Origin of the sequence: Methanocella sp., from assembly GCF_035506375.1 — an archaeon.
Lineage (GTDB): Archaea > Halobacteriota > Methanocellia > Methanocellales > Methanocellaceae > Methanocella.
Genome location: NZ_DATJPM010000080.1, coordinates 37,739 through 59,678, shown reverse-complemented (window position 1 = coordinate 59,678; position 21,940 = coordinate 37,739). Strand labels below are relative to the sequence as shown.

The window sequence follows — 21,940 nt, the reverse complement described above, 5'->3', positions numbered from 1 at the left end:
GCATCATGTCCCTTGAAGAAGTGCGAGATGAGGTAAAAAAAGTCGACCTCGAGATTTTACGCCTGCTGGCGAAGCGCATGCAGCTCGCCAGCCGCATCGTGGAGATCAAAAAGAAGGAAGGCATGGCCATTAACGACGACAGGCAGAACGAGCTCGTCGTCAAGCGTGCCATGGAGAGGGCCGTCGAGCTGGGCCTGGATACCGGGGCCGTCAAGGAGCTTTTCAAGATCATCATCGACATGAGCATCAGCCGGCAGCATGAGCTTTCGGGCGAGGGGCGGCTGCCCTAATATTTTTTATAGCGGCTTCATAAATTATCTTATCAGTGCCAGTGAAACGACACTCCGAGACGGCATAGCTGACAGGATCAGGCTATTTTACCTCGAGCCCCAGTCCCCAGATCGTTTTCAAGATCTTCTGTAATACCTCTTCGCTCCGTCCCGCCGGCACACTTATGGTAAAGCGGCAGACGACGAAGTCCGGCCCCGGGGCGTCCGAGGTCTCGAAGCCCGTACACTGAACGCCCTCGATATATGACAGCACCCCCTTGAGTACCGAAGGGTCGGCACCGATGGGCATCTTTACCAGGATATCCCGGCCCACGAAGGGTCCGGCGCCGGGCGTGCCGCTGGCGGCCGAAACGTCCTCGTACTTTAAAGTCATTGGGCCGTCGGGCGTCTCCAGCGTGAAGTCGTCGGGGCCGGCCCTTTTCACGATGCCGTTGACCGCCCTGCCGCCGTATTCGAAGGCGCGCTCCTGGCCCACGGCGTCCAGGACCCGCCGCCGCATCTCCATATCGCAGCGGATGATGCGCTCGGAGCGCTTCCGTGCGCCCGCGGTATCGCCATAGTAGCGGGCGGCGGACTCGAAGTCACGGATGAATTTTTCAATGTCGCCCGCGTCCAGCTCCGACGCCAGCTCCCTGCAGGCATCAACGTAGGCGCGCCGGATCTCGCCCGCTGGTTCCGACGACTGGATGAGCGCGTACAGCCCGGGGCTCTGGGACAGGACACGGCCGAGAAGCTCCTTTGTGATGCCGTAGACCGGCGTCCGGAAGGCCGATGTTTCCTTCAGGTCAACGTTCGCCTTTTCGAGGGTGCGCCCCATGGACACGTACATGAAATGCGTCAAACCCTGGACGACCGCCATGGCCTTGTCGTGCCGCTCTGCCGTCGTCTCTAGCATCCCATAGCCGGCGTCCGTGAAGATATCTTTAATAATGGACAGCCAGCGCTCGCTCCTTTCCGTGGGAACGAGCACGACGCTCATCCCCCGGCTTTCAGAGCCCGGGCCGAAAAGTGGATGAGCGCCGATCACCTCGACGCCGGGCGGCGCGTGCCTGAGCATCGCATCGATGGGCTTCACTTTCAGGGAAGAGAGGTCCATGAGCAGCGAGCCGGGCTTCATGTTAGGCGCCGCCTCCGAAGCGGCGGGGTCGATTGCATCGATCGGCACAGACAGGACTACGATGTCAAAGGCTCCTGAGTGCTCCGGCCGGGACAGGCCGACGCCCAGCGAGCGCGCCATGTCCGTGGCGTCGCCCCGGGAGCTGATCGACACTTCCAGCCCGGCATTCTTGAATAGCGTAGCGCACCAGCGGCCCATGCCCCCGGCGCCGCCGACGATAAGAACCTTAAACGGCATTCCGGGCACTCCTCTCCATGATGCCGAGCGGCGGCTTCACGCCCGTCCAGATCTCGAATGACAGGGCCCCCTGCCTCGCCAGCATGGTGATGCCGTCGACGGTCTTCGCCCCGGCCGCCTTCGCTTCCCCGAGGAGCTTCGTCTCGACCGGCTTATACACGAGGTCGAAGACCACATGTTCCGGCCTTAGCATGCCGGCCGTGACCAGCGTCTCGTCCTCTCCCATGCCGACGGTGGTCGTGTTGACGATGACGTCGGCGATGGCGACCTTTTCTCCGAGCCGTTCCATGCCCGTGCCGAAGACATCGCCGTACTCCCTCAGGTATGCCGCCAGGTCGGCCGCCTTCGGGGCGGTGCGATTGGCGATCGTAACCGTTGCGCCGTTCTTCAGAAGCCCGTAGGCGACGGCCCTCGCCGCCCCTCCGGCCCCCAGGACGAGCACGTTCTTGTTCCTCACTTCGACGCCGCTGTCCCTCAGCGACTGGATGGCGCCGGGCGCGTCTGTGTTGTACGCTTTATTTGTCTTGAGATCGATGGTGTTGGCCGCCCCGATGTTGCGGGCGTCCTGGTCAGCCTCGATGAACCGGATGACGGCCTCCTTGTGGGGAATGGTGACGTTGAGGCCCCCGAAGCCGAGCGAGCGGGCCCCGCTGACGGCCTCGTGGAGGTTGCGGCCCTTTACGTGGAAAGGGGCGTAAAAACAGTCCATGCCGAGGGCCTGGAAGGCCGCGTTGTGCATGGCGGGCGAGAGCGAATGCGCGATCGGGTCGCCGATGACGCCGTACATCGTGATCATACGTAAAAAAATCGCGTTGAATAATGATAAAACTTTGTTACGGAGTAATGTTTTTTACGATCTGGTCGAAGACGGCTTCGGGGGCCACATTACCGTCAACGACCTTCCAGTTCCCCAAAATAAGCAGCGCACGATTCCGATTCTTCTCCAGGTGAGGCAGCGTCTCGAACATCTCCTCGCTATCGCCCCGTGCCTTTATCCGGCGCAGCGCCTCCCCGGGCGAGACGTCCAAAAAGAACATGTTCGGCGACTTAGGGAGAATGAGATTCACGACGGCATAAACGGGCCGGATGAGGGCCTGAGGCAGGTAGGCGCAGGCAAGCGTATAACGGACGAAGATGACGTCCCGGTCGCCATGGGCATAGAGCAGGATAGAGCGCACCACGTCCAGGCCATAGAATAGCGTCGCGACGAGGCGCCAGAGTTGGCCGCTCTTCGTCAGCGAGCGCTTAGATATGCGGCCGAAGGCGTTATCGGGGCTGGGATGTATGCGCAGAACCACCTCTCGGCCGTCCTTAGACAGGTACTCTTTTAGCCTATAGGCCTGTGTATCCTTGCCCGAGCCGTCCAGGCCGTCGATGACGTAGAGCCGCATCATAGCGCCCCGAACAACATAAACATTACGACGGCCGAAAGGGGGATTGCCAGGTTATCAAGGCCCTTGGGCGCCACGCCCTCGACGACCATGACCACGATGCCGATGGCCGCGGACATCCATAAGGCGTTTTGCAGCTGCACGCCGTAGTAGACCATGCCCACGACGAGCGAGACGGCCGTGCCGGCGAACACGGCCAGAGAGCCCTCGACGCTCTTCTTATCGATTATTTTGTACGGATGGCGGCCGAACTTTCGGCCTATGACGGCCCCCAGGCCGTCGCCATAGGCCAGGGGCAGCATGCCGACGGCGACCACCACGGGGGTCTTCGCGAACAGCCCGGCGAGCACCGTGAACATGAGGCAGTAATACACCAGCCCCCACTCGTTCCCCGCGTCCGATGCCGATATGAGAGAGAGCTTCTTTATGATCTTGCGGTACGCCTTGCGGAAAACGCTCTCTCCGCCTGGGCTCACGGTCAGCTTGCTTAAAAAGTAGAGCTGCATGCGCTGCGTGATCAATAAAGAAAAAACCAGGGCGGAGCCGGCGATGAGCACCTCCGCGTACCAGTTATCGAATAGTATGAGGATAAAGACGATGTTCCCCATGGCGATGTGCAGGATCTTCCTGCCCACTGCCCGGTCGCCCTTCCACAGCCTCTCGACGGCTAAAAAGATGATCGCGATGTAAGCGTATACCAGGATGGAGCCCAGCGTGTCCCGCAGGGTAAATCCCAGCATGGCATCACTTCCTCTGGATGGCCAGCACGCCGTCAGGGCAGATCTCCACGCAGATGAAACACTTGATGCACTTCGAGCCGAAGGTCGGCTTTTCGCTCAGCGAAATGTTCTTTGTCGGGCAGGCGTTCATGCAGAGGCCGCATCTTGTGCAGCTCCCGGCGAGGACGATGCGCGAGGGGTCGATGGCGTTCATCTCCCTGCGCGCCTCTTTGAGCGATACGACGTCATTGCCATAAATGCGCCGTGCCAGCGGGTGCGCGACCCGGTTGAGCCTCTGGCTTGTCCAGGCGTCCTCCACATAGGGTATGACCCTGCCGATGAGCGAGCTTTTGATCTTCACGCTGGCGCCCCGGGCGTTGCCCACGGTCTGCGGGTTGATGTCGCCCAGGCCCCTCTCCGAGGCGATGCGCACCATCTCGACGTCGTCCGGGTCAATGCCGATGACGCTTGCGGCCACGGCATCCAGGGCCACGGCGTCCTTACTGGCCAGGACCATGTTTGCCCGGTATGCCGATTTTGCCTCCGACGGCCCGTAGTACGGGCCCGCGGGCCTCACCGACTGGGCGATGCTCGTCGCGTCCATGACGTTGAGGGCGATGCGGGGCTTCAGGAACTCGTAAAAATCGACCAGAGGCTCGTCCAGGCCCAGGACGTGGACCTTCGGCCGGAACGCGGGCTGCACGAGCCCGAAGAGGTTCTTCATGCCTCCGGAAAGGTGAGTGAGAAAGTGATGCTTCAGCACGGGGACGTTGATTATGGCGTCCACCTCGAGGGCCGGCCTCGCGATGGGCACCCGCTTCAGGGTTTTCGCCCCGGGGAGCGAGATATCGATGTGGCTGTCGCTCCAGTCGGCGAGCTCTCCCCCGGCCTTCTCGATGGCGCGGACGCCGGAGGCGTTGAACACCGTTTTCGGGTCCCAGCCGAGTATGGGCAGGTCGCCCACGAGCGGCCTCGCGCCCTGCTCCGCGACCATCTTTACCAGGGCGGTGATGACTTCCACGCTCGTGACCAGGCCGCTGCCCGATGGCTTGGCGCAGCTCAGGTTCGGCTTGATGAGGACGGTGCCGCTGACGTCGAGCCCCCCCGCCAGCTGCACGGCGTCGCTGACGGCCTTCGACGGGTCGCCGTTCTTAACTATTGATACGAATGTCACAGGCTTTCCATCCTTTAGATACCATAAAACATATGGATGGTATAAAAGCTTTTTTTATTTTTCGCTTTATTACAAACCGGCCATTAGCTGCGCGAACGTGTCCGCGCCGATCAGGTTGGTCGGTATGATACCCCAGCAGTAGAAGTAGCCGAAGACGACGATCAGCGGAAAGACGACCATGAACTCCTTCCGGCTGATGATGTCGTCGAATGCCACGATGAGGGCGAAGGGCGCCGCCGGCAGTAAATACCGGCTCACGTCGGGGTGCTCGACGAATGCCATAAACAGGACGTAGACCAGCGAAAAAGAGGCCAGCTCGGGGCGCTTCCAGAGACGAAGGGCCCCCAGGATATAGATGATGTAGAAGCCCATGAAGAGCTCGGCATTATTCGTGTTGCCCTTCGAGGCCGGGTCGAAGAAGTTCATGAACGGCACCGGCTTCATGAAACTGCCATTCCACCTAAAATAGGCGAGAAAGTCGCCGTACGTGAGCTGGTAGACGAGGAAGTTGGCCGCGAGGAATGCCGGGATGATGGCCAGATAAGGTATATACCGGTATTTTTTCTCGTGGACGAGCAGCAACAGATATGAGACCAGCATGAGGACGCCGAAGATCTTGGTGACGGAGGCCAGGCCGGCCAGCGCGAAGGCCAGGATATAACGGTCCTTTTTATAGCAGTAGATGGACGCGATGATCAACAGAATGAACATCGGCTCCGAGGCGCCGACGCTGTGGTAGAGCAGCCAGCGGCTCGGGAAGAAGATAAAGACGACCGATGCCCAGAAAGGGTTGACAGAATACTTGAACTCTTTTAGTAATTGGTAAAATAGTACCGTGGCCAGCGTCGACGCGGCGATGACCACGAGGATCATGGCGTGGTCGTAGCCGACGAAGGAGAGCGCCCTGATCGCGAGCGGGTAAAGCGCCAGGTGGCACGCAAAGTAGTAGGCGGGCAGATTAAAGGGGTTCGTTGCCGGTATGACGTACAGCGTCTTCGCCACGTACATATACAGGGGCCCGTCCAGGTACCGGTAGATGTCGTCCATGCTGCCGATGAACGGCAGATATACGGCCATGGTGGCCAGGATGTTGAGCGCGGCGAGCGCGACCGGCCGATAGTCGAACCGTTCCCGGAGGGTTAAGCCCGGCCTTTCCAGCACCTGCTCCTGCATAAATAGCCCTTTTATATGGCAAATAGAGCTAATACTATAAATGCTGAATGCTCGATTGAAAAGGAACGGTTAAAATAAAGTCGAGAAATGGAGAAAAACGTTTTTATGCGGCGGATTCGACACGCCAGGTGGTGCTCTTGGAATAGCTCCACTTCTCAATGAGGAGGTCCTTACACTCGTCCGAAAGGATCTTCATGTTCGTCCCGACCTCTTTCGGGCTCATGCCAAGGTCCCTCGCGATGTACTTGGACTTGAAGAACTGCTTGCCTTCCTTCAGGCCGTTCTTCAGGTACTCGATGATGACTTCCTGGCTGTGGTTGTATTTATCCTTTAACTGTAGCTTCTTTAACATGGTCTTAATTCCTTCCCCTCTTGAAAGATACTATATAACCAGCAAGTATATATAACCTTCGATTCTAGCAAAATTTTTTTGATTTTTCGACCTGCAGTGGTAATGATATTGTCTTTTATATATAAATCTGTCCCGAAAGAAGGCGGCGCGGGATACCGCTGTATTCATAAAAGTATACAAAAGCTTTTTTAGGCATCAACGTCTTATGTTGGTCTTGATTTTAATGACGAAGGCCGACGAATCGAAAAAACAAAAGGCCCCCGCAAAGACAGAGGATAAAAAGAGCTCCTCAGAAGAGCCCGAAAGCAACCTGGGGCCCTTCGCAAATCTCAAGTGGCCTAAGCTCCCGACCAAACAGGCCATCGGCATACCGCTGGCCATACTGGCCATCGCGTTGCTGATCACGGGATTCACTTTTGTCACCACGGGGTCGCCCCTGCACCTGGGGCTTGACTTCAAGGGCGGCACTATGATCACTTTTAAGACGGATAAGACGGACGCCGCGCTCCAGAGCGAGTTCTCCGCCTACCCGCTTCAGGTGATCACCCGGGACCCGAACCTTGGCACGGCGCAGCTCATGTTCAGCGACATGGACACGGCGACGCTGAACTCTCTGACCGAGTACCTGGCGAAAGCCTACCCGAACGCCACGCAGGCGACCACCGGCAGTACCTTCAGCGCCTCAAACCAGAGCGACGCCGTTCTGGGCATCGTGGTCGCGTTCATACTCATGGCGATCGTCATATTCATAATCTTCCGGGACTTCGTCCCGTCAGTCGCCGTCATCACGTCCGCCTTCTCCGATATCATGATCGCCGTCGCGCTCATGAACGTGTTCCACATCGAGCTCACCTTCGGCACGTTCGCCGCGCTGCTGATGCTGATCGGCTATTCGGTCGATACGGACATTCTCCTGACGACTAAAGTGCTGGGCGAGAAGAAGTACCTGGAAAAGAAGATCACGTCCTGCCGGGCCACGGGCCTGACCATGACGGGGGCGGCCATCGTCGCCTTCCTGGTGCTTCACATCGTCTCGAGCTACGGGTATCTCTTCGGGCTCTCGACCATACCGGTGCTCGCAAGCATCTCGACCGTCATGATCTTCGGCCTCATCGCGGACATCATGAACACATGGTTCCTGAACTCGGGGCTGCTCCAGTGGTACATGGAGTCTCCACAGGGGAGGGCAAAATATGCCTGAGAAGACGCAGGGCATGTGGATGAAGCTGCTCACGGACTACCGCGTGATCATCCTGGTCATCGCCATCTTATTGTCGATCATCTTCCTGGCGCCGAGCTATACCGGCGGCCAGTTCAACACGAACCTGAAGTTCGGGCTGGACTTCGAGGGCGGCTCGTACCTCAAGCTCAAGCTGATAAATAATAGCACGCCGAACGCGCCCATATCCGATGCTCTGCTCGATGATACCAAGTCCATCATGGAGATGAGGATCAACGAGTACGGCCTCAAGAATACGCCCGTCAACACGGTCCGGGACAGCCAGAACAACGCCTACGTGCTAATTAATTTCGCGGGCGTGCCCTACGAGGATGCCATGAACATCGTGGGCAAGCAGGGCGTTTTCGAGATCCGCATCCAGACCCGGGGAAACGAGTCCGTCAAGGTGCTCGACGGCAGTGACGTGCAGGCGGTCTCGGGAGCCACACTCCAGTCGGACGTCTCCGGATCCGCCTGGGGCGTGCCGTTTACTCTGACGAAGGCCGGCGCGGAGAAGTTCCAGCAGGCCTGCATCCAGTACGGGGCGACCACCGACCCGGAGAGCCACTACGTCCAGATGGTCATGGACGGCAACGTATTCTACTCGCGGCCGCTCTCCGCGGAACTGGCAAATAGCCTGAAGACCAAGGCGGTGGATACGATGGTCGCCATGACGGGCTCCGGCACGGACGGCGAGGCCCTCGCCAGGGACGTCAGCGTCCACATGAAGCACTCGCTGCCGGTCAGCGTCGAGGTGGTCAGCTCCGGCCAGGTGCCCGCCGAGCAGGGCGCCACGTTCAAGACCATGGTCATCATCGGCATGATCCTGGCGCAGTGCGCCATCGGCGTCGTCATGTACATCCGCTACCGGGAGCCGAGGATCATCCTCCCCATGTTCCTGACATCCTTGTTCGAGGTGATCATCCTCCTTGGCGTCGCGACCTTCATCGGCTGGGAGATCGACCTGCCTTCGGTGGCCGGCATCATCGCCGTCATAGGCACGGGCGTCGACCAGCTTATCATCATCACCGACGAGGTCATGGCCATGGGCAAGACGCCGACCACGAAGAAGGTCCTGCAGAAGCTGTCGTCCGCCTTCCGGATCATCGTGTCCTCGGCGGCAACGGTCGTCGTCGCCATGATTCCGCTGTATTTCCTGGGCTTCGGCTCGCTCAAGGGCTTCGCCATCACGACCATCCTGGGCGTGTTCATCGGCATCCTCATAACGAGGCCCGCATACGGCCGGATCATCGGCGACATCCTGAGTAAGTAAAGGGTAGGGGGCCGGCCCCCTACTGCATCTTTTTTTAAGTCCGCTTCCTGGCTATATCGCTAAGAGACGGGCAGAAGCTGTCTTCTTTTAACAGCCGGCCATCGGTGTAATTCCCGATATAATAGGGGAACTTTTCGCATACCAGGGGCTTCGTGTCCTGTATGCCGCACGTCGCCATGCCGCCATCCTCACGGAGGAGCGCGCAGGCGCCTCCAGCGCGTTTTACGTATACGGCACACTCAAGTAGCTTTGTCACATATAAAATTTCAAAAACATGCTCGTCTTCGAGGCCGGCCTCCGCAAGGAGCGCCCGCGCCTCTTCTTTTGCAGCTCTGATACTATCTTTCCGAATGGCCAGGAGCGGCGTCCTCCGGCGGTCAATGACGAGGCCCTCCAGAATATCCAGCCTCTTTTGTGCGACCCACCGCTTCACGTCCGCGTGGCATACGGTGACGTACCGGACAGACGAGCAGCACTGCCCGCAGCGCCTGCACTCGAACATGGGCAGCTCCACGGCCTCCGCGTCGCTCAGGAGGCGGGCGCTGTCCGGAAAAAGCTCGCAGATACGGGAAAGCTGGTCCAGGTCCTCGCGGCCCGCATGGCCGTAGACCTGAGGGTTCGCCCGGAAAAATTGCGCCAGTTCTTCCGAAGCCATATTGCGTTCGGAAATGGTTTAAGGCGGGTTGCTTATTAGCTTTTTGCCTCTAAGGGTGACTATTGTACACGATTCCAGGACCCGGTACTAATAGGCGGCGGGCATTCTATCTATAAGCGGGCAACGCCCGGTCATTTTAACCCGAACCTCACCTTACGATGATGACGGAGCAGCAGGCATCCTGCGCCACCCTGGCCGAAACGCTGCCCAGCGGCCGCTTACTGCCTTCGCACTTCCCGGACGCGCCCATGATGACCGCGTCCGCCCCTATCTTGTCGGCCGTCCTGACGATCGTCTCCGCAGGCTCCCCCTGCTCCAGCATCGTCGTGACGCCGACCCCCTTCGTGAGCACTTTCAGCTTGACGCCCTGGACCGCCTCTTTGCCTTCCCCATAGGCAGCCTTCTGGTCACTGCCCGGGGAGAGCACGTAAACGACGAAGAGCGAGGCCTTATAGCGCGAGGCGTACTCGATGGCATACTCAACGGCCTTGTCGGTGTGGGGCATGCCGTCTGTGGCGAGAAGAATCTTCATCGTAAAAAAAATAGGGCTTGCATAGCTTTAAAGATGTCGAAGGTAAACCGCGCCTCATGGATACTGGCAATAGAAAGTTTATTTTATATGGCGCTCATCGCGTCATTGTACAAATATGAGCGATATAAGCCACGACGCGCAGGAGCTGGCCGATAGCTATGACCATATCAGCGATAGCCAGTTTAAAAGAGGAGTGCTCCTGGCAAAAATGATGGGCATACGGGCGGGCGATGCAGTGCTGGACGTCGGATGCGGCACGGGGCGCCTGTCGATGTACTTATCCACGGTCCTGGGGCCACACGGCCGCGTGGTCGGCATCGACCCGTCGCCCTATCGTATCGGCGTGGCCGGTGATAAGCTGAAAGGCCTGAACGACGCGAACGTGCAGTTCGCCATCGGTAGCGGCGAGAGGCCGGGCAGCTTTTCTGCAGGGACGTTCGACCACGTATGTTACTGTTCCGTTTTCCACTGGATCGACGACAAGCCGACAGCGCTTGCCTCGTCGTATAGGCTGCTCAAGCCTGGCGGAAAAGTGGGCATCACGACGGGCGACCGTGAAAACCCGTCGGGAGTCAAGCGCATAACGAACCGGCTTTTTACCCAGACGCCTTATGCGGGGCGGGTGAAGACGGCCGAAGACGCCAGTAAGCCCGTCACGGAAAATGAGCTTGATACGCTACTGAAGGACGCGGGCTTTGAGGATATCGAAATTGTTAAAAGAACAAGTAAACGATATTATTCTTCGCCGGAAGAGGTATTCAGGTTCAACGAAGCCAGCTCGTTTGGAAATTTCCTGAGGCACGTCCCGGAGAGCCTTCGGCCGCAGGCACGGGCCGATATCGCGGATGAGCTTGAAAAATGCAGGACATCCGACGGCATTGAGATAGTGACAAAAACTCTGTACGCGATAGCACGAAAACCGGCTTAAATGTGGCCACTTATACTTCGGATGGGGAAGTATCCCGGGAGGCCTTTGAATGGAGGAAACGATATGGCAGAGTCGCATACACCATGGCTTTAGCGTGCAGGTTCGACGGGTGCGGGTTGCTGCATAAGGAAGACAGGCTAAGATAATTTTAACTAAACGCGGTCTCCCCACAACTTTCCGGCTATTTTTTAAATTATTGTTACCGGGCGTTATGGCATGTGAAGGATAGTCGTATCATATTAAATTAATAATTGCTGTGTTGAATATGCCCTTTTAAGTCTCGGAGTGTACGGAGGCACTATTTTTCACCACAAAGGCACGAAGAGCACGGAGGCCCACAAAGACTTTTTTATAATTAAGAGACAAAGGGCACAGAGCCGCTTTTTGAACTTATAAGATACAAAGGATAAGAAGGCACAGGGGCAAAAAGTGCTCTTGTTCATTCCACTGTGTCTTTGTATCCTTCGTGCCCTGATCGCCGATGAACCGGCTTTGTGTACTTTGTAACTTAATCTAAAAAGAAAACTCCGTGGGCCTCCGTGCCATCGTGCCTCTGTGGTGAAAAATAGTGCCCTCAATGCTCTTCAAAAACTTAAAATACGGGAGTAATTCAACACAGCAATTAATAATTAAAAAATTTATAGAAATAAATTAATATATTATTATACATACTACCTTTTAATTATTTACTTTGTAATCGCTTAGTACGTTATTGGCTTTATAATGTTAAACGAGAGCAGAAGGATGGTAATATTACTAAAAAGACCATTAGGATGATAGAGAGGCAGAGGAAAGCTTATAAAAAAATAACCAAAAGAATGCCGGCGGGGGACAGGATAATCACTCACCCGTATCAGTTCCGGCCCATGTGGATGCATAACGCATATACGTTCATGCTCCATAAGGCCCCACGGTTAATGGAGGCTACATACATTAAATGGCGCCGGAATTGGGATGTAAAAGTATTAAAGCCGATGTATGCCGGACTGGCAGAGCATCTTCACAAGCGGACCTTCCCTCTATTCTCAGCGATAGAGATCGAGACAACGAACTGGTGCAACAACACGTGTGAGTTCTGCCCGGTTAATGTGTACAACAACGACCAGCCAAAAATTATGATGCCTGCCGATCGTTTCCATAATTTAATAGACCAGCTCGGCGCTATGAACTACACCGGTGAAATATACCTATACTCCAATAATGAGCCTCTACTTGATAAACGCATTATCGAGTTCGCACGATATGCCAGGGAGAAGGTGCCGGACGCCACACTCATCATGTGGACGAACGGTAAAGTTATCACCATCGAGAAGTTCGTCGAACTGATGAGATACCTCGATTATATGAAATTAGATAATTACAGCGACGATCTTGATTTCATAGAGCCCATATTAGCGGTTTATGAGTATGCCAAAGAAAAGCCCGAGTATCAGAACGGCCGGTTAAATATACAATTCCGGCTTTTAACCGAACGACTTACTACTCGAGCAGGGGAAGCGAAGAACCGGTCAAATATACCTCCTATTGGCATCCCGTGTTTCAATCCATTCGTTCAAATGGTTGTTAAATCTGACGGTAGAGCCACGTTATGTAGCAATGATTCAAAGGGAATGGTCACGATGGGTGACACCACGAAGCAAAGCCTCGTGGACATATGGAGGGGACCGAAGTACATGGAACTCCGGAGAAAGATACTAGCAGGCCGCAGAGGATTAGAACTGTGCGAGAAATGCGACTTTATGTGACTGACTGCGCCGAGCCCTGCCCTGAGATAAATGAAGGCAGACGGATCAAATCCACTATGGCTATATTATCATTTATCTGAAAATAACCACGTGCCCTCCAATCCGAAAAATCGGCTTACGTAGAGGAGATTTTAAAAGAGATAAAACGTACGTGGCGGGCCCGATGGGATTTGAACCCATGGCATGCGGATTAAGAGTCCGCCGCTCTGCCTGACTGAGCCACGGGCCCAAGACACAAAAGCGGCGCCTTTATATGCATCTTTCCGATGCGGCGCAGCGAACCTTTTATAGTCATATCTTGCATATATATGTTGTGGTTAAAAACGAAAAATAAGCCGCCCGCACAAAGTTTATCAACGTTCATCATACCTATCGCACCTTTTAAGGAAAAAACAAAAACGAGAACGGAGGGCTTATCGTTCAGGTAAAACAGCTCGGAGAACTCCCGCCTTTACACAAGCAAAAATACACATACCTAATCCTCGGCGGTGGCAGCATCGGAGTCGCGCTCGCACGGGAGTTGACCAAATCCCGAAAGGATTTCATAATAGTCGACGCGGACCCGGCGAGGGTCGAGGCGCTCCGCGAGCAGGACTACGAGGCGATCGAGGGCGACATCGGCTCCTACCGGGTCCTCGAGAAGCTGCCCATCAAGGGCGTCGAGGGCATATTTATCCTCAGCTCCAGCCACGCCGCCAACGTCAAGGCCCTCGAATACGTGAAAAGCCACACTCCCGCCCCGTTCGTCATGGCCCGGGCCGTGGACCTGCTCACTATCGACGAGCTCTACCGGGCCGGCGCCGACATCGTGCTCCACCCGCCCACCATCGTCGCGGACGAGGCGCTAAACGAGCTGCAAAAGATGGAGCTCCACGGGGCCTCCTGGCAGCTCATGAGCTACATAAAATCGCTGGATGCCGGCCAGCGCGTCGGCATCGTCGTGCACGACAACCCCGACTCCGACGCTTTCGCCAGCGCGCTCTGCCTCCGGACCATGGCCGAGAGCCTGGGCAGGAGCGCCGACATCCTGTACTATGGCATGATCGGCCACCACGAGACCCGGGCCTTCGTGAATCTCCTGGACATCCCGCTCGTCCACATCGCCAACGGAGTCCTCGATAAATATCCCGTCATCGCTCTCGTGGACTGCAACACGCCCGGGAAGAACAACTCGCTGCCCCCGAACACGCGAGTCAACATCGTCATCGACCACCACCCGCTCCCTGAAGGCGCAGGGCTGAACGCGGACTTCGTCGACATCCGCCCGGAAGTGGGCGCGGCGTCCACCATGATGGCCCGGTACGTGCAGGAGCTGGACTTCGAGCTTTCGAGCCACCTGGCGACGGCTCTGCTCTATGGCATCCGGACGGACACGAACGAGTTCAGGCGGAACACCTCGGCGGCCGACCTCAACGCGGCCGCGTATCTCTACGGGTTCGTGGACAAGGACCTGCTGTCGCAGATCGAGACGCCCTCCATGTCCCCCGAGGCGATGGACGTCCTGGGCGTCGCGATACGGAATAAGAAGATCGAGGGCAGCTATCTTATTTCAAACGTCGGGTTCATCCATGACCGGGACACCCTGCCCCAGGCCGCCGATTATCTTCTAAAGCTGGAGGGCATCTCCACGGTGCTCGTCTTCGGCATATCGGAGGAGCGCATCGTCATCTCGGCCCGGAGCAAGGACATCCGCATCAATATCGGCGACGTCATCCAGAAGGCCTTCGGCGAGATCGGCTCGGCAGGCGGCCACCAGAAGACGGCCGCGGCGCAGATCCCCCTGGGCGTTTTCAGCGGCGTCAAGGACCGCGCTATCTTGATGAAACTGACCGAAGAGGCCGTCACTCGCCGGTTCCTCGGGGCCGTGGGCATGGAAGGCCAGGCCGAGTGAAATAAGCCACTCAAAAAAGTTGCTCTAAGAGTTTTTTAGCCAAGAAGCGACTCTAAGACTTTTAAAAATTATTTGCTGTGTTGAATATGCCCTTTTAAGTCTCAGAGTGTACGGAGGGCACTATTTTTCACCACAAAGGCACTATGGCACGGAGGATCACGAAGACTTTTTTATAATTAAGAGACAAAGGGCACAAAGCCGGTTCATCGGCGATCAGGGCACGAAGGATATGAAGGCACGATGGCAAAAAGTACTCTTGTTTCATTCCACTGTGCCCTTGTATCCTTCGTGCCCTGATCGCCGATGAACCGGCTTTGTGTCCTTTGTACATTAATCTAAAAAGAAAACTTTGTGAGCCTCCGTGCCATCGTGCCTTCGTGGTGAAAATAGTGCCCTCCGTCTCTTATAAAACTTAAAATACGGGAGTAATTCAACGCAGTAAAAATTATTTAAAACGTCTTCGTGTAGCTTCAGGCCAGCTTAAAGTAACTTCGTGGCTGAACGGTCTTCGAGCAGGCTTATCATGCTTAGAGCGGCTTGATCAGGGCTTTTTCTTCGACGGCCGGCTATACTTAGCGTACTCGAGCACGATGAGTAGCAGCATGACCAGCAGGCAGCCGGCGAAGAATAACAGGCCTGCATGCTGGGCGAGAATCGTAACGCTCTGGGCCCCCTGGTCAAGGGCAGAGCTGGCTGGCACGGCCACTGCCGACGGCCCGGCCGTGGGCATGGCGTTCATGAGGTACGGGCCGGTGCCGGCGCTCTTCAGGCTCTCGTCCGCGCTCCGGGAGGTCTGAGTCAGGGGCACCAGGTACTCCACGGCGAGAGATGCGAGGGCGACGACGGGCAGGACGAGAATGTACCGCTTAAGGGCGTCCATGACGGCGCCTGTGCCGGACTTGCCGGGCAGGATGATGATGGCCCGGTTCATGGCCTCGTATAGTTTTACTTCCCGGCCCTTCTCGCTGTATTTAGTGCGGGCTATCTTGACCAGCCCCGCATCCATGAGCTTCTCGATGTTATACTGGGCCGTGGTGAGCGGTATGCTCAGCTTCTCCGCCACGCCGGACGTGGACATGGGGCCTTCCGCGAGCAGCTCCATGATCTCCATGGCCGTATCGTTGGAAACGGTCTGGGTGATGGCCTTGGACTCCTTGCCCAGCGGCACCACCAGGAACTTTTCATTATCCGCCATATGAATGGACTATTGATGTGGCATCATTAATCTCTTTTTCTATAACTACGAAAGAAATTGGAGTTAAAAAAGAAGAGGGAGCCCGTTGGGCTCTCCTTTGCTCTTTCGGTGTTTTTTAGCGCTTCCTGAGGAAAAGTGCCGTGCCGGAGAGGGCCACGAGCGCGAGCACCGCCTCGAATCCCGGAATGCCGAACAGGCCGCCGCCGCTGCCGCTGGGCTTCGCGGCCGGAGTGGGCGTGGGAGTGGCCAGCATGATCTGGGACATGATGGCATTAATATGCGTTTCCTGCTGGTAAGTGGTAAAGTCCACCTTCTCGATGTAATTGTTATTGTTGACATTCGCGGTCACGACCGCCTCGTACAGGCCGTAGGGCAGGTTCTTGACCTCGAACTTTCCGTTCGAGTCCGTTACGGCGCTCGCCTTTATTCCCGGCAGCACCGAGCCGTCGGTCTGGTTGCGCTCGTAGATCGTGACGTTGGCTTTTTGAATGCCGATCGCGTTTGCCAGCAGGTTGCCGCTCTGGACCGTGCCGGTCAGGTCGGTGACCCAGGAATCCATGGCGAGGTCCAGGTATATGGGCTCGGCCTTGGCCGTCTCGGTGGACGTCTCGGGCGGCACGATGTGGACGAGGGCGTAAGCGGTCCCGTCATTCTTCGAGGCCATGACGACGTAGTTGAAGGTCTTTGACGAGTCGTATGGCACGTTCGTGAACGTGAACGACCCCACGCCGGGGCTCGAGTCTTTTGTGGTCACGGTCTTAAGCGGGGTGTTGCCCATGTTCTTGCCGTCCCACGAGTATATCTGCACCTTTGCGCCGCCCATGGGCAGGGCGCCGCTATAGACGTAGCCGTTGATAGTGACCAACGACGAGCTCTGCGCCACGCACACCGGCGTAACGAAGAAGGCTATCGCCACCATAGCCAGTACTATTAATCCGATCCTCTTCACACAGATTCCCTCTACATTTTTCAATGCTATTGATATGTCAATTGTAAAGAAGGGAGCATATATAGCTTTTCTCACAATCGTTCAATTTTATATCCTTAACCTACTTTCTAATATAAACACTTGCCGCTGTTCGATTTACTGAAAAAGAGGCACTTATAAGGTGGTTTGCCTTACAGGTGACAGGTCCGCGAGAGTGCAGGCTTCCCGGCCGTTTTGATTTAAAAATTTGGCGAAGTTAACAGAATTGCCCATCTCGGGGTGGTAAACGATGACGAACTTCGGGTCCACCTGCTCCACGAGTTCCCGTAAACCGTTAAAGTCGGTGTGGTCGCTGATGCAGATGCAGGGGTGGTCATAGTAGTGCTGGCCCGTGAGCACGTACTTCTTCATGCCATAGGGCAGCCGGTCCAGGCTCCATGGGGACGTGATGCACAGGCCCCCGTCGAACTCGCCGAGCCGGCCGATCTCGCCGGCCTCGTCGCCCAGGAGATGCCTCGTCAGCATCAGGGCGCTCCGGTCCATCTCTATGGGGCGCTCGTCGCCCATCTCCCTTATCAAGGATACGGCGCGCTGCGCCTTGCCGAAGGAGTAGGCGCCGAAGCCCACGTGGCGCTCGCCCAGCGCGGCCTCGAAGGCGTCGTAGTCGTCTTTAAATATACAGGACAGGTCGCCCGGGTTGCCGTACGTCGCCTCCATGACGAGAAGGTCGCACTTCGGCAGGTCCTTGTGGTCCTTGATGTCTCCCGTCACGAGAGCCCTGACGCCCACCTCGTTCTCCCAGTAGAAAGCCGTCGAGCCTATTGAGTGGTACGTGTGGTACGTCTTCACCTCGACGCCCTCCACGTCCAGGGCCTCGCCGACGCTGAACCGCATGCCTTCGAAGCGCAGGTCATGCCTCAGCTCCAGGGCCATGGCCGTCTTGTCCGAGGCGATGGACCTCTTCGAGAGCATGGCCGACTTGCCGTAGTGGTCGGTGTGGGCGTGGGTGATTAAAAAGTACTGGTCGTCGCTCCTGGAGAGCCTCGTGGTATCGATGCCGAAGGTAATGTCGTTCCCGCCCGCCTTAAATGACAGCGAGAAGTGCGGCTTGCACTTGCCGCCGGAGGTCCTTCTCCGGATGGCGGTGAAGCCCATATCGCCGAGTCTCCTGGTCACGTCCATCCTGCGAGCGTTATACTCGTGATAGTATTTACTCTTTGTGGGATTTACTGGAAAAAAGTGGCTTAGCTTCGTTGTTTTTATTCACGGCAGCCGGCCGAGGAAGGAGAGCGGGCTTCTATTAAGCTGCTCGTCGACGGCCTGCTTGATGGCGTCCAGGGTGGACTCGCTGCCGACGAGCCTGATGTCGCCATTCACGGTGACGATGGGCACGCGGAGACCGTTCTTCTTTATGCACTCGGCCACGGCGGGATAGTCCTTCATCGCGTCCGAGAAAACGTTGACCAGCGACACCTGGACCCGGTCGCCGTAAGCATCTATCAGCGCCTTCACCGTCCCGTCGTCCTGCCTGTGGGCCTGGCCGCCGCACATCATGAAGTTGGAGCATTCGTTGCAGTTGGCCTCGGGATAGTACCCGAATAGTTTCACGTCCACCTTTCGCGCCATGAGTAATGTTATTTGAACCCGGGCGTGGGTAAAAACTTTTCCATAGCCTGAGAGATCGGACAGCGAAAGCAAGTATATTAACCCATAGCACCTCTGCGATATAATTTTTCATTCATCAGCGGCTTTAAAAAAATAAAATAGAAAATATATTAAAATATTTGAGCAAACTAATATAAATTTGTAGTTATTTTTCGATAAAAAGCCTTAACCTGTGCATTTTTTTCGATTAACGCAATATTTAATATCTATAAGGATTTCGTATTTACTATGGCAAAAATATCTCCCTCTGAGGAGCTTGTGGTAAATATCAGGGAGTTATGCGGCGACGCCATCGCCAACGATTACGTCAACATGATGAACCAGGTCAGCCAGCCCAGGTTCAGCGCTATAAAAAACACCTTCAAGGACTCGACATCAGTCTTTATAATGGCCTGTGCGAACAGCAATATTCTATATAAGGACTTGAGGGAAGCGGGCCTGAAATTAGGCATCGCGAGCGTGGAGACGTTCTCCAGGCGAATATATGAGATGCGCCGGGCTGGGCTCATCTATACGGAGTCAATGCATAACAAGGGCCCTGGTAGGCCAAAGCTCAGGTTAAGGTTTAACCCGAACGCATTCAAGGAAATGTTCAACATGGACCCGGGCACGCTGCTCACGGCCCATCCGGAAGAACACAAAGTTGTAATTTAAGGAAATTTTGCGATGTGCCCCCCATCGTCATCTATTTCCCGCGGACGACGCTTGCTTCCCTGAATTAATCGCCTGTTTTCATTAGCATTTGCCATTTAACAAAAAATATAAGCCATGACAATTATTCTGTGTGCGTTAATCATTTCGAGGAAAGAGCATGGATACATATGATAAGGTCTTTGAGCTCGCCAAGAACCGGGGTTTCATCTGGCCTTCATTCGAGATCTACGGCGGGGCTTCCGGATTCTACGACTACGGCCCCATGGGCGCCACGCTCAAGCGGAAGATCGAGGACGCCTGGCGGCGTCTCTACTGCGTGGGCGAGGGCTTCTACGAGATCGAGGCCCCCACCATCGGCGTCGAGGCGATCTTCGAGGCGTCGGGCCACGTGGGAGGGTTTGCTGACCCCATGACCACCTGCCAGAAGTGCAAGGAATCCTTCCGGGCGGACCACGTCATCAAGGGTGTCATGGAGATCCCTGACGGCCTTAAAAAAGAGCAACTCACCGAGATTATAAAAAATAAAAATAATATTAAATGCCCGGAGTGCGGCGGCCCCCTGGGCGAGGTGTACGATTTTAACCTGATGTTCAACACGTGGATCGGCCCGGGCCAGAAGAAGAAGGGCTACCTGCGGCCCGAGACGGCCCAGGGCATGTTCATCGATTTTCCGAGGCTGCTGCGGTTCTATCGGGAGAAGCTCCCGTTCGGCGTGACGCAGATCGGTAAGTCCTACCGGAACGAAATCTCTCCCAGGCAGGGAGTAATACGCTTACGTGAGTTCACCCAGGCCGAGGCCGAGGTGTTCGTCAACCCCAAGGACAAGAACTCGCACCCGAACTTCGCCGCCGTCAGGGATATGACGCTGAGCCTCTACGACGAGGACTGCCAGCTGAACTGTAAGCCGCCCGTCCCGGTAAAAGTTGGCGACGCTGTGGCGAAGGGCACCATAGCCAACGAGTACCTGGCCTATTACGTGGCCCTCACCAACGTGTTCCTGACCACGGTGGGCGTCGACCCGAAGCGGCTCCGGTTCAGGCAGCACATGAAGACCGAGCGGGCGCATTACGCCATGGACTGCTGGGACGCCGAAGTGCTCCTGGACCGGTTCGGCTGGGTGGAGATCGTGGGCATCGCGGACCGCACGAACTACGACCTCACGGCCCACCAGAAGCGGAGCGAGGTGGACATGACCGTCTTCGTGCCGTTCGAGAAGCCCATGAGGGTGTCCAGGACCGTGGTGACCCCGAACATGGCCGTCCTGGGCCCGAGGTATAAGGGTAAGGCCGGCAAGATCGTGGCCGCTTTAAAGTCCATGCCCCAGTCGGAACTGGAGAAGCCAGAGGTCGTGCTGGACATCGACGGCGAGAAAATTACGATAGAGAGCAGCCTGTTCGACCATAAAACAATACAGGAGGACGTGTCCGGCGAGAGCGTGCTGGCGCACGTCGTGGAGCCCTCGTACGGCATCGACCGGATCCTTTATTCGGCGCTCGAGCACGCCTATGCCGAGGAGATGGTGAAGGGCGAGGAGCGCATCGTTCTGCGGCTGGCGCGCCCGGTGGCGCCCATCGCCGCCGCCGTGCTGCCATTGCTCAGCAAGGAGCCGCTGACGGGCAAGGCCCGTGCCATCGCCCTGGACTTAAAGGAGAAGGGCTTCTTCATCGAGTACGACGAGTCCGGCACCATCGGGAAGCGCTACCGGCGCAACGACGAGGTGGGTACGCCGTTCTCCATAACCGTGGACTTCGACACCATGGAGGACGACACGGTGACCATCCGCGACCGGGACACCATGAGCCAGGTCCGGGTGCCGGCGAAGGATCTTTCGTCCGTTCTCGGCGAGCTCCTCGCGGGCGATAAGCCGCTGACCGACTTCGGCAGGAAGGTCGTCGCCGGATAATGTCCCTTGACCTGGGTCTGCTGGCGAAGGAGGCATCGAGAAAGGCCATCCACATGGCCGGCGTGGTGGTGCCTCTCGCCTACTATTTTTTATTTTCCCGCGAGCTAATACTGCTCATCCTGCTCGCCGCCGTTCTCGTGGCCGCAGTTTTAGAGTATGTTCGATTATCCGGCCACCCGATATTTCCCAGCATACTGCTGAGGGGGCACGAGGAAAACGGAGTTGTCGGCGGGTACTTTTATGCGCTTCTCTCCTCGTTCCTGGCCGTGCTCCTCTTCGATAAGGCCATCGCCGTCGCCGCCATACTGTTCCTGGACCTGGGGGACGCCATCACTGGCCTGGCCGGCGCCATCATGACCATGGTGGACGGGCCGAAGGAGGCCGATAAGCGCAGCGGCGCAGCGGCAAAAAGCTCCCTCGTGGGCGAGCTTCGATACGCGGTCACCCACCCCAAGTCGCCCGCCCTCATGGCCGTCATGCTGGCCGTATGCGGGTGCATCGGCATTGCCCTCTACCCGTCGCTCTCTTTTAAGATGATCGCGGCCGGAGCTTTTGGAGCGATGGTCGCGGACGCGTTCCCATGGCGGCTCCTCAGGTTCACGGTGGACGACAACCTCTCCATCCCGCTCGTATCCGGAGCCCTCATGTGGCTCGCCTCCATGCTGTAATAACAGTCTTTACTGTTTTTTTTAACTCGCCTGCTTCGCTGGACAGTTCGGTTGGTAACACTAAAATACGAATTCTTTTTTATCTAGTGCCATTCGAGCCTTAACTCTAAAAAATTTTCGTGAGGCTCGTGTTACCAACCGAACAAATCAACGAAGCAAAAAGCCAGATAAAGGAGATAAGTAACATAAGCCCAAATTGAATTATTTTCAAGGCGGGCATACAACATATAT

The 21,940-nt window shown here is 56.4% G+C and carries 22 protein-coding genes and 1 tRNA gene; 9 read left to right on the top strand and 14 right to left on the bottom strand.

The window, feature by feature from the left end; translation table 11 throughout:
* Positions 1 to 5 precede the first annotated feature (5 nt).
* The gene (locus tag VMC84_RS11100) at positions 6 to 290 is read left to right on the top strand and encodes a chorismate mutase (protein ID WP_325380612.1); all 285 of its coding nucleotides are present in this window, start codon (positions 6 to 8) and stop codon (positions 288 to 290) included.
* Positions 291 to 372: 82 nt separating this feature from the next.
* Here the strand turns inward: VMC84_RS11100 and VMC84_RS11095 are convergent, their stop codons facing one another.
* The 7 genes from VMC84_RS11095 to VMC84_RS11065 all read right to left on the bottom strand — a co-directional run bounded on the left by VMC84_RS11095 (position 373) and on the right by VMC84_RS11065 (position 6,453).
* Positions 373 to 1,644, bottom strand: coding sequence for a prephenate dehydrogenase/arogenate dehydrogenase family protein (locus VMC84_RS11095; protein WP_325380610.1), 1,272 nt, complete (start codon positions 1,642 to 1,644; stop codon positions 373 to 375).
* Positions 1,634 to 2,440 (bottom strand): shikimate dehydrogenase, encoded by an 807-nt coding sequence (gene aroE / locus VMC84_RS11090; RefSeq protein ID WP_325380608.1) that lies wholly within the window; start codon positions 2,438 to 2,440, stop codon positions 1,634 to 1,636. Before aroE ends, VMC84_RS11095 begins: the two co-directional genes overlap by 11 nt.
* Before the next feature lie 37 nt (positions 2,441 to 2,477).
* Positions 2,478 to 3,038, bottom strand: a complete 561-nt coding sequence (locus VMC84_RS11085; RefSeq protein WP_325380606.1) for a thymidylate kinase — start codon at positions 3,036 to 3,038, stop codon at positions 2,478 to 2,480.
* Positions 3,035 to 3,775, bottom strand: a complete 741-nt coding sequence (locus VMC84_RS11080; RefSeq protein ID WP_325380604.1) for a hypothetical protein — start codon at positions 3,773 to 3,775, stop codon at positions 3,035 to 3,037. The genes VMC84_RS11085 and VMC84_RS11080 overlap by 4 nt, the downstream gene beginning before the upstream one ends.
* A 4-nt stretch (positions 3,776 to 3,779) precedes the next feature.
* Entirely contained in the window at positions 3,780 to 4,928 is a 1,149-nt protein-coding gene (locus tag VMC84_RS11075) for a DUF362 domain-containing protein (RefSeq protein ID WP_325380602.1), read from the bottom strand.
* 69 nt (positions 4,929 to 4,997) lie between these two features.
* Positions 4,998 to 6,101 carry a hypothetical protein gene (locus VMC84_RS11070; RefSeq protein WP_325380599.1) on the bottom strand — a complete coding sequence of 368 codons (1,104 nt, stop codon included), beginning with the start codon at positions 6,099 to 6,101 and terminating at the stop codon, positions 4,998 to 5,000.
* A 103-nt stretch (positions 6,102 to 6,204) separates the two neighbouring features.
* The gene (locus VMC84_RS11065; RefSeq protein WP_325380597.1) at positions 6,205 to 6,453 is read right to left on the bottom strand and encodes a DUF7123 family protein; all 249 of its coding nucleotides are present in this window, start codon (positions 6,451 to 6,453) and stop codon (positions 6,205 to 6,207) included.
* Between the two features lie 205 nt (positions 6,454 to 6,658).
* Between VMC84_RS11065 and VMC84_RS11060 the strand changes: the two genes are divergently transcribed.
* A complete protein-coding gene (locus VMC84_RS11060) occupies positions 6,659 to 7,654 on the top strand; it encodes a protein translocase subunit SecF (protein ID WP_325380595.1) in 996 nt (331 codons plus the stop codon).
* Positions 7,647 to 8,945, top strand: a complete 1,299-nt coding sequence (locus tag VMC84_RS11055) for a preprotein translocase subunit SecD (RefSeq protein ID WP_325380593.1) — start codon at positions 7,647 to 7,649, stop codon at positions 8,943 to 8,945. Before VMC84_RS11060 ends, VMC84_RS11055 begins: the two co-directional genes overlap by 8 nt.
* A gap of 34 nt (positions 8,946 to 8,979) precedes the next feature.
* On the opposite strand, the gene VMC84_RS11050 is transcribed toward VMC84_RS11055, so the two are convergent.
* Complete coding sequence (locus VMC84_RS11050) at positions 8,980 to 9,600, bottom strand: YkgJ family cysteine cluster protein (RefSeq protein WP_325380591.1); 621 nt, start codon at positions 9,598 to 9,600, stop codon at positions 8,980 to 8,982.
* 148 nt (positions 9,601 to 9,748) lie between these two features.
* Complete coding sequence (locus tag VMC84_RS11045; protein WP_325380589.1) at positions 9,749 to 10,132, bottom strand: universal stress protein; 384 nt, start codon at positions 10,130 to 10,132, stop codon at positions 9,749 to 9,751.
* A gap of 115 nt (positions 10,133 to 10,247) precedes the next feature.
* On the opposite strand from VMC84_RS11045, the gene VMC84_RS11040 reads away from it, so the two are divergent.
* Both VMC84_RS11040 and VMC84_RS11035 read left to right on the top strand, forming a co-directional pair.
* The gene (locus VMC84_RS11040; protein ID WP_325380587.1) at positions 10,248 to 11,060 is read left to right on the top strand and encodes a class I SAM-dependent methyltransferase; all 813 of its coding nucleotides are present in this window, start codon (positions 10,248 to 10,250) and stop codon (positions 11,058 to 11,060) included.
* Positions 11,061 to 11,833: 773 nt separating this feature from the next.
* On the top strand, positions 11,834 to 12,805 hold the full coding sequence (locus tag VMC84_RS11035; RefSeq protein ID WP_325380585.1) for a radical SAM/SPASM domain-containing protein: 972 nt from the start codon (positions 11,834 to 11,836) through the stop codon (positions 12,803 to 12,805).
* 152 nt (positions 12,806 to 12,957) lie between these two features.
* Here the strand turns inward: VMC84_RS11035 and VMC84_RS11030 are convergent.
* A tRNA-Lys gene (locus VMC84_RS11030) sits at positions 12,958 to 13,034 on the bottom strand.
* A 186-nt stretch (positions 13,035 to 13,220) separates the two neighbouring features.
* Between VMC84_RS11030 and VMC84_RS11025 the strand changes: the two genes are divergently transcribed.
* The gene (locus tag VMC84_RS11025) at positions 13,221 to 14,696 is read left to right on the top strand and encodes a DHH family phosphoesterase (RefSeq protein WP_325380702.1); all 1,476 of its coding nucleotides are present in this window, start codon (positions 13,221 to 13,223) and stop codon (positions 14,694 to 14,696) included.
* 541 nt (positions 14,697 to 15,237) lie between these two features.
* On the opposite strand, the gene VMC84_RS11020 is transcribed toward VMC84_RS11025, so the two are convergent.
* The 4 genes from VMC84_RS11020 to VMC84_RS11005 all read right to left on the bottom strand — a co-directional run bounded on the left by VMC84_RS11020 (position 15,238) and on the right by VMC84_RS11005 (position 18,445).
* The gene (locus VMC84_RS11020) at positions 15,238 to 15,891 is read right to left on the bottom strand and encodes a winged helix-turn-helix domain-containing protein (RefSeq protein ID WP_325380583.1); all 654 of its coding nucleotides are present in this window, start codon (positions 15,889 to 15,891) and stop codon (positions 15,238 to 15,240) included.
* A gap of 115 nt (positions 15,892 to 16,006) precedes the next feature.
* On the bottom strand, positions 16,007 to 16,840 hold the full coding sequence (locus VMC84_RS11015; protein WP_325380582.1) for a PGF-CTERM sorting domain-containing protein: 834 nt from the start codon (positions 16,838 to 16,840) through the stop codon (positions 16,007 to 16,009).
* A 153-nt stretch (positions 16,841 to 16,993) separates the two neighbouring features.
* Positions 16,994 to 18,001, bottom strand: a complete 1,008-nt coding sequence (locus tag VMC84_RS11010; protein ID WP_325380580.1) for a hypothetical protein — start codon at positions 17,999 to 18,001, stop codon at positions 16,994 to 16,996.
* A gap of 81 nt (positions 18,002 to 18,082) precedes the next feature.
* On the bottom strand, positions 18,083 to 18,445 hold the full coding sequence (locus VMC84_RS11005; RefSeq protein ID WP_325380578.1) for a hypothetical protein: 363 nt from the start codon (positions 18,443 to 18,445) through the stop codon (positions 18,083 to 18,085).
* A gap of 267 nt (positions 18,446 to 18,712) precedes the next feature.
* Between VMC84_RS11005 and VMC84_RS11000 the strand changes: the two genes are divergently transcribed.
* The 3 genes from VMC84_RS11000 (at position 18,713) to VMC84_RS10990 (ending at position 21,709) form a co-directional block, all read left to right on the top strand.
* Entirely contained in the window at positions 18,713 to 19,138 is a 426-nt protein-coding gene (locus VMC84_RS11000) for a transcriptional regulator TbsP domain-containing protein (protein WP_325380576.1), read from the top strand.
* A gap of 157 nt (positions 19,139 to 19,295) precedes the next feature.
* Positions 19,296 to 21,041 (top strand): glycine--tRNA ligase, encoded by a 1,746-nt coding sequence (gene glyS / locus VMC84_RS10995; RefSeq protein ID WP_325380574.1) that lies wholly within the window; start codon positions 19,296 to 19,298, stop codon positions 21,039 to 21,041.
* Positions 21,041 to 21,709 carry a dolichol kinase gene (locus VMC84_RS10990; protein WP_325380572.1) on the top strand — a complete coding sequence of 223 codons (669 nt, stop codon included), beginning with the start codon at positions 21,041 to 21,043 and terminating at the stop codon, positions 21,707 to 21,709. The genes glyS and VMC84_RS10990 overlap by 1 nt, the downstream gene beginning before the upstream one ends.
* Positions 21,710 to 21,940 lie beyond the last annotated feature (231 nt).